Source organism: Streptomyces chengmaiensis, from assembly GCF_029846775.1.
Lineage (GTDB): Bacteria > Actinomycetota > Actinomycetes > Streptomycetales > Streptomycetaceae > Streptomyces > Streptomyces chengmaiensis.
The window spans coordinates 92,024-105,911 of the sequence record NZ_JARWBG010000003.1 but is presented as its reverse complement, the minus strand read 5'-3'; the positions used below and the strand labels follow the sequence as shown (position 1 = coordinate 105,911).

The following is a 13,888-nucleotide window of genomic DNA, read 5'->3' as shown; positions in this document are numbered from 1 at the left end:
GTACCGGACCCGCTCCCTGCGGGCGTGCCCGGTACGGCACCCGGCGCACCGCGCGGAGCCGCTCGCGCGGTGCGGGTCCGCGGACCGCCGGTTCAGGCGTGCGGCACGACCGCCACGGGGCAGCGCGCATGGTGCAGGGCGGCGTGGGCCACGGACCCGATGCGCATGCCGACCGCCGAGCGGCGCACCCGCCTGCCCACCACGAGCAGCTGGGCCTCCGCCGAGGCCGACAGCAGCACCTCTCCCGCGCCGCCGATCTCCACATGCTCGGTCACCGGCACGTCGGGGAACGCCTTGCGCCACGGGAGCAGCGCTTCCGTCAACGCCTCCCGCTCGTACGGCTCCAGCCCGCCCGCCTCGTCGAACCGGCGCATCGCCTCGGTCCGCATGACGGTGTGGAACGGGGGCAGGGCCCAGGCCCGCACGGCGCGGACGGCCGCCCCGTGGACCGCGGCGGCCCGGAAGGCGAACTCCAGCACGGCGTCGCAGTCCTCCGCCCCGCCCTGCTGCCCCACCACGACCTCGCCGCTCCGGCCGGCGGAGCCGACGGCTTCCACGGCGCGGACCGAGACCACCGGGCGCTTCGCCGACGCGATCACCTGCTGTCCGTACGAGCCGAGCAGAAAACCGGTGAACGCGCCGTGCCCGCGCGACCCCAGCACCGTCATCTCCGCCCGTCCGGCCTCCGCGAGCAGCGCGGCCACCACGGTGTCCGACACCACCTCAGCGGTGATCTCCACATCGGGACAGTGCGCCGCGACACGGAACTTCGCCTCGCGCAGCACGCCTTCGGCGGCCTTGGCCTGGATGTCCCGGTCCTGGACCACCCCCACCTCCAGGGGGTGCCACAGCCAGGCGTGCACGATGCGCAGCGGGGTACGGCGGAGCGAGGCTTCGCGGGCCGCCCATTCGGCCGCTGCCAGGCTCTCCGCGGATCCGTCGACTCCGACGGTGATGGGGCGGGTCATGGGTGCTCCTCCGTACCGGTTCGGCGGGCTCGGTCCGGTGACCGGCCCTCGGCACCAGAAGCATGGAAGAACACGGGGCCGGAGCGTCAGGGCCGTCCGGCCCGGTCTCCCGGCCGTTCGGGCCGTATATGCCGCGCCGTCGGGGGACGACGCGGCGGACCTCCGCCCCGAACGACGCGGCGGGCCTCCGCCCCGAACGACGCGGCGGACCCCCGCCCGGGACGGGGCGGAGGTCCGGTGGCGGCAGACGCCGGGAGGTCCGGAAGACCAGTGGATCAGAGGATCGGAAGGTCGGTCTCCAGACGGATCAGAAGGTCAGGCTCCAGGAGTCGATCCGGCCGGTGTCGCGGCGGGCGGTGTCCTGGACGCGCAGCTTCCAGGTGCCGTCCGCCGTCTCGGACGAGGCGTCGACCGTGTAGGTCTTGACCACGTCGTCCGCGCTGTCACCGCCCGGGAAGTCCTCCAGGAGGTAGACCGAGCCGTCCGGCGCGACCAGGGAGATCACCAGATCGCCGCGGTACGTGTGCTCGATGTCCACACCCACCTCGAGGGAGGCCGGAGCACGGCCCGCCACACCGCTGACGGTGATCGGGCTCTCCACCGTCGAGTTGTCGCGGATCGTCACGTCGTCGGGGTTCTCGAACGTCGTGCCGGGCGGGGGAGTGACCCCTCCGCCGACCGCCTTGAGGGCGTCGACCTGGCCCTCGCCGAAGAAGCCGTTCTTCTCCGCGGTGCCGTCGCAGCGGTTGTCGGACGGGCAGGCGACGTCGGTCGCCTCGGCGCCCAGCCGGCCGCGGAGGTCGGCCGGAGTGAGCGTCGGGTCCTGGCTCTTCATCAGCGCCGCGACGCCCGCGACATGCGGTGAGGCCATCGACGTGCCGCTCTTGGAGCCGTACTTGCCGCCGGGGAGGGTCGAGTACACGCCGCTCCAGCCGTCGCCGCCGGGCGCCGCGACGTCGATGACGTTCTCGCCGTAGTTGGAATACGAGGCCTTGACGTCGCCCTGGCCCATGGCCGCCACGGTCACCACGCCGGGCAGCTCGGTGGGGATGTCGATGCACTCGTCGGTGATCCGGCGGGTGACCGGCGTGGAGTCGTTGGGACTCGTGCTGTCGGTCGTCTTGTTCGCCAGGTCGTAGTCGGAGTTGCCCGCCGCGGCGACCTGAAGGGAACCCTTGCCCTCCGCGTACGCCTGGGCGCGGCGCACCCCCTCGATGATGGCGGCCTGATCGGCGTGGTCAGGGCAGTTGAACATCCACGGATCGGTGTAGTAGCTGTTGTTGGTGATCTCGAAGCCGCGGTCGCCGGCCCACATGAAGCCGCAGATGGTGTTCTCCGGGAAGAACAGGCTGGTGTCCGGCTCCGCGATGCGGACCGAGGCGATGGTCACCCCCGGTGCGACGCCCACGACCCCCTTGCCGTTCTTCGCGGCGGCGATCGTGCCCGCGACATGCGTACCGTGCGTGCCGACGTCCCGCCACGCACCCTCGCGGGTGTCCGCCTTGCCATAGGCGCAGGACACCGAGTCGGCCGCGTTGAAGTTCGGCGCGAGGTCCTGGTGCAGATCGTCCACGCCGGTGTCGAGCACGCCGACCGTGACCGACGCAGCCCCGGTGGTCACCTGCCACGCCTGGTCGGCCTTGATCTGGGTCATGTCCCAGCGGCTGGACTCCGTCAGGGTCGTGGGCGACTGCGCCGGCGTCGACGGCAGCTTCGGGCTGTATGCGTCGGCCGGGACGTCGGAGGTCCGGGTGGCCCCCACCTGTTCGACCCCGCTGACGCCCCGCATCGCCGGGGCGAAGCCCGCCGACGCCGAGTGGGCCACAAGGACGCCGATGGCGTCGTACGCGGCGAAGACCGTGCCGGCGTTCGCCTCGACCGCCTCCCGTACGGCCGAGGTGTCGCCGGGGGCGGTGATGACGAGGTACGCACGCGTGCCGGCGGCCCAGTCGGCGGCGTCCGCGGACGAGCCGGACGTCCGGTCGGCGTGCGGGGCGGCGGTGGCGGCCCCGGCGGGGACCGCGAACGACAGCGCCGCGCCGAGCGCGACGCCGGCTGCGGCGATGCGCCGCAGTCTCGTGGATATGTGGGGCATCACGATGGGTCCTCCGATGACCCGGCGGCGCACTGCGCCGCCGGGCCTCTCCTGTAGGGGGTGAACGCACGATGTCAGCCCGGCTCCGCGGAGGGGAAGGAGGGAAAACCCTTGCGCTGTGCGCCGGTTCGCCCTGCCGCGGGAGGCCGCGTCCCGTGAACTCGCCTGTCCGGCAGCCGGCAGCCGGCAGCCGGCGGACTCGGCGGGGCGCACAACGGGGGCCGGTGGGCTGCCGGGACGCTGCGGTCGGGCGTGGGAGCGCTGCGCGCCGCGTCCCTGCCCGTCGGACACCGGCGGCTCGGTACGGGGGCACGGTGGCCGGTGCACCGCCCACCCGGCGGACTCCGGCGACGGCCCGGCCGCCCCGTCCGCCGGCTGGGCGGCGTGCCGCGGGCGCGTCCGGGCCGCCGTATGCGGCAGAATCCGGCGGCAGAGGCGCGCACGGAGAAGCGGCACGGAGAAGCGCGAGCGGCGGAACGCCCCATGGACCGGAGACGCCGATGAGCGGCCAGGACGACGACACGGACACGCATACAGCGGGCGGCGCGGACCGTCCGGGACTGCGCTGTCTGGTGACCGGAGCGAGCGGATACATCGGCGGACGGCTCGTACCCGAACTGCTCGACGCGGGACACCTCGTCCGCTGCCTGGCCCGCACACCCGGGAAACTGCGCGACCACCCCTGGGCGTCGCGCGCCGAGACGGTCCAGGGCGACGTCACCGACGCCGAGTCCGTCGCCCGCGCGATGCAGGGCGTCGACGTCGCCTACTACCTGGTGCACGCCCTGGGCGCCGGAGGAGACTTCGAGGAGAGAGACCGGCGGGCCGCCCGGACCTTCGCCGAGCAGGCGCGCGCGGCGGGCGTCCGGCGCGTGGTCTACCTCGGCGGGCTGACGCCCGCCGGAGTGCCTCCGCACACGCTCTCACCCCATCTGCGCTCCCGCGCCGAGGTGGGGGACATCCTGCTGCGTTCGGGCGTCCCCACCACGGTGTTGCGCGCCGCGGTCATCATCGGCTCCGGCTCCGCGTCCTTCGAGATGCTGCGCTATCTCACGGAGCGGCTCCCGGCGATGGTCACGCCCAGCTGGGTCGGCACCCGCATCCAGCCGATCGCGGTCCGGGACGTGCTGCGCTACCTCGTGGGCAGCGCGCGCATGCCGCCGGACGTGAATCGCGCCTTCGACATCTGCGGGCCCGACGTCATGACGTACGAGCAGATGATGCGGCGCTACGCGGCGGTGGCCCGCCTGCCGCGCCGGCTGATCCTGCGCGTGCCGATGCTCACCCCCGGGCTGTCCAGCCGCTGGATCGGGCTGGTGACCCCGGTGCCCGCGTCGCTGGCCCGCCCGCTCGCGGAGTCGCTGCGCCATGAAGTGGTCTGCCGCGAGCACGACATCGCGCGGTATGTGCCCGATCCGCCCGGCACGCCCCTCGGTTTCGACGAAGCTCTCGCCCTGGCGCTGCGACGGGTGCGGGACGCCGAGGTCAGCACGCGCTGGTCGGCCGCGGCCGTGCCGGGCGCGCCGAGCGACCCGCTGCCCACCGACCCCGACTGGGCCGGCGGAAGCCTCTACACCGACCGGCGCTGCTGTACGGTCGACGCCTCGCCCACCGCGCTGTGGCAGGTCATCGAGGGCATCGGAGGCGAGAACGGCTGGTACTCGTTCCCGCTGGCCTGGGCGGTGCGCGGCTGGCTCGACCGACTGGCGGGGGGTGTCGGACTGCGCCGCGGACGGCGGGACGCTGCGCGTCTGCGCGTCGGGGAATCCCTGGACTTCTGGCGCGTGGAGGAGATCGAGAGGGGTCGGCTGCTGCGCCTGCGGGCGGAGATGCGGCTGCCCGGGCTCGCCTGGCTGGAGATGTACGCGGAACAGGACCAGCAGGGCCGCACCCGCTACCGGCAGCGCGCGCTCTTCCACCCCCATGGGCTGCTCGGCCATCTGTACTGGTGGAGCGTCGCGCCCTGGCACGCCCTGGTGTTCGGCGGCATGGCGCGCAACATCGCCCGGGCCGCGCACCGGGCGGAAGCAGCCTCCGCACGCCCGGCCGACGCCGCCGACCACCCTGCCGCCTCCGCACGCCGTCGCTGAACCGCCCCCCACGCCCGCTACCCCCAGGACGTCTGCCACGACGACCTGCACGTCGAGACCGCCCCCTCCATGCGCACGGCCCGCGCAGTCCGCGGGCTGCGCACGTGGGTCACCGACGAGTTCGAGCACGACGGGGTGCGGGTGAGCGGCGCACGCGTCCTGGACCGGCTGCCGGCGCTCGCGCGCGGCGAGGCCTGATCGGGGCCGCCCGAACGGGGCAGCCTGGACGGCGACGCCTGCACAGGGGCTCCGAATCCTGAACCCAGCCGTCCGAATGGAGCCGCACGCGGACTGCCGGATGCGGCCGGCGCGGCCGGCGCGCAGCCGTGCCGACTACGCTGCGATCATGACCGATCAGCAGCACGCCACCGATCAGCAGCACTCCACCGAACCGCAGTTGGCGTCCATGCCCGGCGACTGGCAGCGCGCCCTCGCCGTCGTCGCCCATCCCGACGACCTGGAGTACGGCTGCTCCGCCGCCGTCGCCCAGTGGACCGATGAAGGCCGCGAGGTCGTCTACCTCCTCGCCACCCGGGGCGAGGCGGGCATCGACACCCTGGAGCCGGCCGTATGCGCCCCGCTGCGGGAGCGGGAACAGCGTGCCAGCGCGGCGGAAGTCGGAGTGTCCGCCGTGGAGTTCCTGGACCACGCGGACGGGGTGATCGAATACGGACCTGCCCTGCGCCGCGACATCGCGGCGGCCGTCCGCCGCCACCGCCCCGAGTTGCTCATCACCCTCAGCCACCGGGACACCTGGTCCATGAACGGCCGCCGCTACTGGAACACCCCCGACCATGTGGCCGTCGGCCGTGCCGCCCTCGACGCCGCTGCGGACGCCGGCAACCGCTGGATCTTCCCCGAACTGGACGCCGAACAGGGCCTCGCGCCCTGGAACGGCGTGCGCTACCTGGCCATCGCGGGCTCCATGGACGCCACCCACGCGGTGGACGCCGCGGCAGGCCTCGAGCGCGCGGTGCGCTCCCTGATGGCGCATCGCACCTATGTCGAAGTCCTCACCGACGAGGACCCGGAGGCCTACTGCCGCTCGGTCGTCGAGGGCATGGCCGGCGCGGCCGCACCGCGCTTCGGCGGCAGGCCCGCGGTGCTCTTCGAACTCCTCAGCCGCTGAACCGCCTTGACAATGTGAACGTGCCAAAACTGCAATGGCCTCCATGCCCGAAGACGCGTCCGTCGACGCCATACTCGACCATGTCGGCCCCCGCCTCCGCACGCTGCGGCGGGCCCGCGGCGCCACCCTGGTGGCCCTGTCCTCGGCCACCGGGATCTCCGTCAGCACCCTCTCCCGGCTGGAGTCCGGCCGCCGCAGACCCAGCCTCGAACTGCTGCTGCCCATCGCCCGCGCCCATCAGGTGCCGCTCGACGAGCTGGTCGGCGCGCCCGCCGTCGGCGATCCGAGGGTGCGGGCCAAGCCGATCGTGCGGCACGGCAGGACGCTGCTGCCGCTGACGCGCCAGCCGGGCGGGCTGCAGGCGTACAAGGTCGTCCAGGAGCCGGGCGGAGACCCCGACCCGGAGCAGCGCACCCATGAGGGGTACGAGTGGCTGTACGTGCTCTCGGGCCGGCTGCGGCTGCTGCTCGGCGATCACGATGTGGTGCTCACGGCGGGTGAGGCGGCGGAGTTTGACACCCGTGTCCCGCACTGGTTCGGGCCCGCCGGTGACGCCGCGGTGGAGTTTCTGAGCCTCTTCGGCCCGCAGGGCGAGCGGATGCACGTACGGGCGCGCCCCGGGCGGCGCGACGGCTGAGGGTCGCCCGCCTTGTGGGAGGGGCCTTCCCGGAGAGGCAAGCGACCGCTTAGTATGTGTCCGGGGCGGCACTGCCCGCCGCCCGAGGACGGACACGGTCCGGGGAGGCCACGAGATGCATGCATGGCGAGTCCACAGCCACGGCGAGCCGGGCGAGGCAATGCGCCTCGAAGAAGCCCCGCGCCCCGTCCCCGGCCCCGGGCAGCTCCTGCTGAGAGTGCGGGCGGCGAACGTGAACTTCCCGGACGCACTGCTGTGCCGCGGCCAGTACCAGGTGCGCCCGCCCCTGCCCTTCACCCCCGGCGTGGAGATCTGCGGGGAGACCGAGGACGGCCGACGCGTGATCGCCGCAGCGGCGCTGCCGCACGGCGGCTTCGCCGAGTACGCCGTCGCCGAGGAGGCCGATGTGCTGCCCGCTCCCGAGGCCCTCGACGACGCCGCGGCCGCCGCCCTGCACATCGGCTACCAGACGGCCTGGTTCGCCCTGCACCGCCGCGCCCGGCTGCAGAGCGGCGAAACGCTGCTGGTGCACGCGGCGGCCGGGGGCACCGGCAGTGCCGCCGTACAGCTCGGCAGGGCGGCCGGGGCCCGTGTCATCGGAGTCGTCGGAGGGCCCGACAAGGCCCGCACCGCCAAGGAGCTCGGCTGCGACCTCGTCATCGACCGCCGAGCCGACGACATCGCGGCGACCGTCAAGGAGGCCACAGGCGGTCGCGGCGCGGACGTCGTCTACGACCCGGTCGGCGGCGACGCCTACGCGGCCTCCGCCAAGTGCGTCGCCTTCGAGGGCCGGATCGTCGTCGTCGGATTCGCGGGCGGCGCGATCCCCACCCCCGCCCTCAATCACGCCCTGGTCAAGAACTACTCGATCGTCGGCCTCCACTGGGGCCTGTACCGGCAGGCGGACCCGGGGGCGGTCCGCCACTGCCACGCGGAGCTGACCCGCCTGGCGGCCGACGGCGTCGTGCGGCCGCTCGTCAGCGGGCGCGTCGCCCTCGCCGACGCCGCCGACGCCGTCCAGCGCGTGGCTGACGGCGCCACGGTCGGCCGCCTCGTCGTCGTGCCGCCGGGCGCGCCGGCGGCATCCTGACCGCGAGCCGGGCCCGCGAACAATTCCTGCGACCTCGCGTGCTCGCTCTATCTGCGCGGCAAGCGGCAGCCCAAGCTGCGCAGCGGACACCATGAGGAGTCGCTCACCCCTGAGGAGCGCGCCGCCCGCTGTCTCGACCAGGTCGCCGCCTTCGTCTCCAGGGTGACCGGAAGCCGCTGAAACGCCTCCCACCGGGGCCCCGGCGCAGAGCGACTGCGGGCGGAGCCCCGGGTGGCGGGGAAAGGGGCCGGGGGCGGGGGAATCCGCACCGCGCATGGCAGGTGACAATCGGCCGAACTCCCGGTAGCCCGGGGCCCGTCCGCCCCGCCTCCCCCGATACTCCGGGTGTCCCATCCGCCCGATGAGCCCGGAGGCATCCCGTGCCGACCACACGTCGCAGAGCCGTCACCACCCTCGCCGCCGCCGCGGCCGGAGCCGTCTGGCTGCCCGCGTACGCGCAGTCGCAGGCGTACGCGCACGCCACCGTCCGGCCGCTGCGCCGGGCGCACGCGCACAACGACTACCTCCATGAACGGCCCCTGCACGACGCCCTCGCATACGGCTTCACCAGTTTCGAGGCCGATGTGTTCCTCGTCGGCGGCGAGCTGCTGGTCGCCCATGAGCCGGCGGAGCTCGACCCCTCCCGCACGCTGAGCTCCCTCTACCTGGATCCGCTCATGGCGCGGGTCCGCGCCAACCACGGCTGTGTGTACCCGGGGCACCGCCGTCCGGTTCAGCTGCTCGTCGACATCAAGGCCGACGGCGTGGCCGCCTACCGGGCGCTCCACCGTCTGCTGCGGCGCTACCGCTCCATGCTCAGCACCTATGCGAACGGGCAGGTGCGCCTGGGCGCCGTCACCCCGGTGGTCTCCGGCGACCGCGCGGCCCGCGCCCCGATGGAGGCGCAGCGGCTCAGGCACGCCTTCTACGACGGACGCCTCGACGACCTCGACGGCGCTCCCCCCGCGTCGCTCATCCCGCTCGTCTCGAGCAACTGGACGCACGGCTTCGCCTGGCGAGGCACGGGCCCGTTCCCGCCGGACGAGCGCGAGCGGCTGCACTCCCTCGTCGCCGCCGCGCACGCCCGCGGCCGGCGGATGCGGTTCTGGGCCACTTTGGACACCGCGGGGCCCGCACGCGACGCCCTGTGGAGCGAGCTGCTCGCCGCCGGCGTCGACCACGTCAACACAGACGACCTCCCCGGCCTCGCGCGCTTTCTGCGCCACCACGACCGGTAGCCGGAGCCACCGCCGAAGTCACCGCCAGTCAACACCCGTTCGGCGGACACGCCAGTCGGCCGGACGGGGGCTCCGCTGCGCCAGACTGGCCGCCGAATGCCGCATACCCGGCGTCGCGTCATCCGGCGCGGCAGAGGAGGTTGGCGATGGCCATTTCGATCTCGGTGGTACTGCTCCTTCTGGTACTCGCAGTGATCTTTCTGCGCAACGGAGGGCTGAAGCTCTCCCACGCCCTGGTCTGCGTCCTGCTCGGCTTCTTTCTCGCGGGCACCAGCATGGCGCCGACGATCAGCAACGGCATCGCCGCGACGGCCGACGTGGTCAGCGGCCTGCGCCCCTGATCCGCCGGCGGCGGGGCGACCCGGACGCCGGCGCCCTGACCGCCGGCGGCCGGATCAGGAGTCCGCCAGCCGCGATCGCAGCAGAAACCGCACACCCTCCGGAGCCTCCAGCGAGAACCCGCTGCCACGCCCCTCCACGACATCCACGATCAGCCGGGTGTGCCGCCACACCGCGTACTGGCTCGCCGAGATCCAGAACGGCACGGGCTCGTCGACGCCGTCGACCGCCAGCGTCTGAAGCAGCACATCGGAGCCGCCCGTGCGGAACTCGCCGTCCGGGTAGCACATCGGCGCGCTGCCGTCGCAGCAGCCGCCGGACTGATGGAACATCAGCGGACCGTGCGTCTGACGCAGCCGTCGTACCAGTGCGCTCGCCGCCGGGGTCAGCTCCACACGCGGGAATCCGTTCATCGCCTCAGGCCTCCTCGGCTCAAGTCAACCCGGCGTCGCGTTGCAACTCCGTTGCGCGCAGGGCTCCGGCCAGCTCCGGCAGATATCCGGCCAGGAACCCCAGGTCGGTGGCGCGGGAGAACCCCGGGGCGTCGCGGTGCCGCCCCAGCCGGTCAAGCGCCTTCCGGCCGAAGTAGCCCCCGCCGACACTCTCCACGGGCGGCGTCGGCTCGCCCGCCCAGCCCGGATCCGCGGCGACCAGCGGCAGACACCGTTCGAAGAGCTCCCTGCAGACGTCCAGTCCGCGGCGCAGCACCAGGTGGTACGGCTCCTCCGGGCCGATCGGATAGCGCTGCGCGGCCAGCACGGGGCCGGTGTCCAGCCCCGCGTCGACCTCGTGGAGCGTCGCGGCGAACTCCCGCTCCCCGTGGAGCATCGCGTAGACGAGGGCCACCTCGGGCCGCCCCCGGTAGGCGGGCAGCGGACCGTGGTGGACGTTGAGGACGCGCAGGCCCGACGAGAGCACCGGCGCACGGAAGATCATCGGATTGTTGACGGACCAGACGACGCCGTCCGAGCTGGCGTCGGCCAGCACGGACGCAAGGGAGTTGACATCGTCCGCTGCGCGGTACGGGACGCCGGGCCGAGGTTCCTCCCGACCCGGCCCGCACACCAGATCCACCGTCAGCCCTGCGGCCAGCGTGTGCTCCACGGCGCGCCAGAGCAGCGCGCCCTCTCCCACGAAGATCACGATGTGCTCCGCAGCGCCGTCACCGCGTCGACGACCCGGCCGAGCGTCAGATCCCGGCTCAACGGGCCCAGCCGGTCCAGGAACTCCCGCTCCGCCGTTCGCCCCAGCAACTCCTCGCCGAGCCCCGCCAGCATCTCCAGCACGGCGAGCGAGTCCCCGCCCAGCGCATGGAAGTCGGACGCGGCGTCCAGGTCCGCGACGGGACAGCGCAGTACACGCGCCCAGATGCGGGCCGTCACAGCCGCCACGTCCGGCTCCGGCGCCCCGCCGGAGGGCATGGGCCCCACCCCGTCGGAGGGCATGGGCCCCGCGCCGCCGACGGGAAGGACGTCTGCGAACGGGTCGGGCAGGGCGTTGCGGTCCGTCTTGCCGCCGGCCGTCTCCGGAAGCGCGGGGATCTCCCGCACCGCCGAGGGGACCAGATGCGGCGGGAGCGACAGCTCCAGCTCCGTCCGCACCGCGGTTCCGTCGACCCGCCCCGTGCCCGGCGCGGGCACGACGAACGCGCACAGCGCGAGTGCGCCGGTGTCCGGCCGGGGGCGGGCGACCACCGCGGCCTGCGCGATGCCGGGCAGGGCGGCGAGCGCCGCCTCGACCTCGCCCGGTTCGACCCGATGGCCGCGGATCTTCACCTGGGAGTCGATGCGGCCGCGGTACTCCAGCAGCCCGTCGGGCCGGCGGACCGCCAGATCGCCGGTGCGGTAGGCGCGCCGCCCGTCCGGGAGGAAGACGAAGCGGTCGGCGGTCAGTTCGGGGCGGCCGAGATAGCCGCGGGCCAGCTGGACGCCGGTGATGTGGAGCTCGCCGGGCTCGCCGTCGGGGACGTCGTTCCCCCGCTCGTCGAGCACGGCCGCCGAGGTGCGGTGCACCGGCGTCCCGATCGGCGCGGAGGGACGGCCGTCGCAGATGTCGTCGGCGACGACGGCGACGGTGCAGGCCACCGTCGCCTCGGTCGGGCCGTAGACGTTGACGAACAGGCAGTCAGGCCCGAAGGCCGCGCGGGTCCGGCGGGCGGTGGCCGCCGTGAGGTTCTCGCCGCCCGACTGGAGTGCGCGGATTCCGCCGGGGCGGATGCCGAGCCGCGCCGCGAGGTCGAGGTGCGTCGGCGTCAGCCCGAGGGTGTTGGCCGACCGTCCGGAGAGCAGCTCGCGCAGCTTGACATGGTCGAGTTCGCCCGGCACCGGCACCACCGCCCCGCCGTGCAGCAGCGGCGGAAAGATCTGCATGACCGACAGGTCGAAGCCGGGGGAGAAGGAGTACGCGGCCCGCGTCTCCTCGTCGCACCGCATGAAGGGCGCGATCCAGCCCGCCAGGTTGGCCAGGCTGCGGTGTTCGATCTGCACGCCCTTCGGCCTGCCCGTGGAGCCCGAGGTGTAGATGACATAGGCCAGGTCGTCCGGGCCGGGAGCGGCCGCGGCGAGTACGGCCCGGCTCTCCTCGCCGACGACCGGGTCCTCGCGTACGGCGTCCTCCAGGAGGACCGCCGTGACCCCGTCCGGCACGGCCCCGGCGCGTGTGACCCCGTCGACCAGACAGAGACGTGCCTGCGCGTCCCCCAGCAGCTCCGCGACCCGGCGGGCCGGATTGCGGACGTCGACGGGGAGGAACGCCGCTCCTGCCTTGAGCACCCCCCAGACCGCCGCCAGGCCGAGCGCCGAACGGTCCGCCAGGACGCCCACGACCTCACCGCGCCGGACCCCTCGCGCCAGGAGCCCGGCCGCCACGGAGTCGGAGCGCCGGTCCAGCTCCTGATACGACCACGCCGGGCCGTCGCCGAGGACCGCGGGCAGGTCCGGACGGCGGGCGGCCTGCTCCCGGAACAGCCGCACCACCGTGGCCTGAAGCGACGGCAGCCCGCCCGGTCCGGGCGCGAGCAGCCGCTGCGCCGCCTGCGCCGCCGGGGAGCGCCCGGCCAACGGCACGACCGCCCGCTGTGGCCGCAGCGCGGAGACGACGCGGTCGAGCAGGGCATCGCAGCGCTCGCCGACGTCCGCCGCCCCGCGGGCGGAGACCACCACCTCGGTGTGGTCCGGAAGTTCCACCAGGGCGACGCTGACCGGAACCAGCGGCGCATGCACCGGCAGGGCGTACACGGTCGTCGCCGTGAAGCCCCCCGCGCTGAAGGCCTCGGGCGCCACCCGGCCGGCGTTCGACACGATGGCCGACGCCGGATACCGGTGGCGCGCCCGGGTGGCGGCGCGCACCGCGCCGACGAGCGCCGCGGCCGCGGGCAGCGGCAGCCGGGCCGCCGCGGCCTCCGCCCCGGAGACCAGCTCCCGCCGGGCGGCCAGCGCGTCCAGCAGCCGCCGGTGGACGGCGTCCCCGCCCTGGCCCGCCGGAACGTCGAGGAACAGCGGCAGTGCCAGATTCGCCGTCGACGCCACGCCGGGGGCGTGCCGCCGCAGATCCGCCGGGACCATGATCCGGGCCGGGGGTCCGGGCACGGCGTCGGCGATCGCGGCCGCGGTCTTCGCGACCAGCGCCGCATGCCGGCCCGCGACCGTGCGCCTGCGCCACAGTGTGACGTCCCCCGGCCGGCCGCCCAGCGGCGAGAGCCGGTTGAGCCCGAAGCGGGGCCGCCGCCCGGACCGGCCCACCGCGTCCAGCAGCGCGTCGTCGGTCAGGGTGCCGGCCGCTCCGGCCGGCGGCTCGCCCCGCAGCACGCGGAACACCTCGGCCGCCCAGTGCGACAGGCCCTTCAGATCCATCGCGGCGTGTGAAGCGCGGAAGACCACCGTGGTGGTCGTCCCGCCCGTGAGCAGCAGCACCTCGCACGAGGGGTCGCCCTCCGCCGCTGCCAGCGGGGCCGCCGCCTCGGGCAGCTCCGTCAGCTCCGGCGCCCCGCCGGCGGCCGTGCGGCGCCCTCCGGCCGCGCCGCGCACGTCGGCGACCACGACACGGGCGGGGCGTCCGCCGTCGATCCACATCCTGCCGCGCCGCACCAGCCGGGAACCCGGGCAGGACGCCGAGGCCCCGGCCACCGCCCGGCTCAGGTCCGCCGCGTCCAGCGGACCCGTCCCCTCGACGGCGAGTTGGAGCACGAGCAGCTCACCGAGGTGCGCGGCCGCGAGATACGACCACTCGGCGGCCGAGACGGGCCGGAAGAACGCCTCCCCCCGCTCGACGGCACGCGCCTGCGCGCTCTGCTGCACGGTCATG

At 74.4% G+C, this 13,888-nt stretch carries 11 protein-coding genes and 2 pseudogenes; 8 read left to right on the top strand and 5 right to left on the bottom strand.

Annotation, left to right across the window (positions count from 1 at the left end):
• Positions 1–92: 92 nt before the first annotated feature.
• Together QCN29_RS03825 and QCN29_RS03820 are read right to left on the bottom strand one after the other, a co-directional pair.
• Positions 93–968, bottom strand: a complete 876-nt coding sequence (locus QCN29_RS03825) for a universal stress protein (RefSeq protein WP_279926239.1) — start codon at positions 966–968, stop codon at positions 93–95.
• 307 nt (positions 969–1,275) lie between these two features.
• Positions 1,276–3,063, bottom strand: a complete 1,788-nt coding sequence (locus tag QCN29_RS03820; RefSeq protein ID WP_279926238.1) for a S8 family serine peptidase — start codon at positions 3,061–3,063, stop codon at positions 1,276–1,278.
• Positions 3,064–3,563: 500 nt separating this feature from the next.
• Between QCN29_RS03820 and QCN29_RS03815 the strand changes: the two genes are divergently transcribed.
• The 8 genes and pseudogenes from QCN29_RS03815 to QCN29_RS03780 all read left to right on the top strand — a co-directional run bounded on the left by QCN29_RS03815 (position 3,564) and on the right by QCN29_RS03780 (position 9,588).
• Entirely contained in the window at positions 3,564–5,153 is a 1,590-nt protein-coding gene (locus tag QCN29_RS03815; RefSeq protein WP_279926237.1) for an SDR family oxidoreductase, read from the top strand.
• Between the two features lie 30 nt (positions 5,154–5,183).
• Positions 5,184–5,351 (top strand): annotated as a pseudogene (locus QCN29_RS03810) (alpha/beta hydrolase); the annotation flags it as partial.
• A 148-nt stretch (positions 5,352–5,499) separates the two neighbouring features.
• A complete protein-coding gene (locus QCN29_RS03805) occupies positions 5,500–6,282 on the top strand; it encodes a PIG-L deacetylase family protein (RefSeq protein ID WP_279926236.1) in 783 nt (260 codons plus the stop codon).
• A gap of 43 nt (positions 6,283–6,325) precedes the next feature.
• Positions 6,326–6,919, top strand: a complete 594-nt coding sequence (locus tag QCN29_RS03800; RefSeq protein WP_279926235.1) for a helix-turn-helix domain-containing protein — start codon at positions 6,326–6,328, stop codon at positions 6,917–6,919.
• Positions 6,920–7,034: 115 nt separating this feature from the next.
• Entirely contained in the window at positions 7,035–8,009 is a 975-nt protein-coding gene (locus tag QCN29_RS03795; RefSeq protein WP_279926234.1) for an NADPH:quinone oxidoreductase family protein, read from the top strand.
• Positions 8,010–8,051: 42 nt separating this feature from the next.
• Positions 8,052–8,189 (top strand): annotated as a pseudogene (locus QCN29_RS03790) (FBP domain-containing protein); the annotation flags it as partial.
• 200 nt (positions 8,190–8,389) lie between these two features.
• Entirely contained in the window at positions 8,390–9,247 is an 858-nt protein-coding gene (locus QCN29_RS03785; RefSeq protein ID WP_279926233.1) for a phosphatidylinositol-specific phospholipase C/glycerophosphodiester phosphodiesterase family protein, read from the top strand.
• Positions 9,248–9,393: 146 nt separating this feature from the next.
• Positions 9,394–9,588 (top strand): hypothetical protein, encoded by a 195-nt coding sequence (locus QCN29_RS03780; RefSeq protein ID WP_279926232.1) that lies wholly within the window; start codon positions 9,394–9,396, stop codon positions 9,586–9,588.
• A 54-nt stretch (positions 9,589–9,642) separates the two neighbouring features.
• On the opposite strand, the gene QCN29_RS03775 is transcribed toward QCN29_RS03780, so the two are convergent.
• The 3 genes from QCN29_RS03775 to QCN29_RS03765 are packed head-to-tail and all read right to left on the bottom strand — an operon-like array spanning position 9,643 to position 13,887.
• Positions 9,643–9,999: a DUF779 domain-containing protein gene (locus QCN29_RS03775; RefSeq protein ID WP_279926231.1), complete on the bottom strand. Its 357-nt coding sequence runs from the start codon at positions 9,997–9,999 to the stop codon at positions 9,643–9,645.
• Between the two features lie 19 nt (positions 10,000–10,018).
• The gene (locus QCN29_RS03770; protein ID WP_279926230.1) at positions 10,019–10,729 is read right to left on the bottom strand and encodes a formyltransferase family protein; all 711 of its coding nucleotides are present in this window, start codon (positions 10,727–10,729) and stop codon (positions 10,019–10,021) included.
• Complete coding sequence (locus QCN29_RS03765; RefSeq protein ID WP_279926229.1) at positions 10,726–13,887, bottom strand: non-ribosomal peptide synthetase; 3,162 nt, start codon at positions 13,885–13,887, stop codon at positions 10,726–10,728. Before QCN29_RS03765 ends, QCN29_RS03770 begins: the two co-directional genes overlap by 4 nt.
• Position 13,888 lies beyond the last annotated feature (1 nt).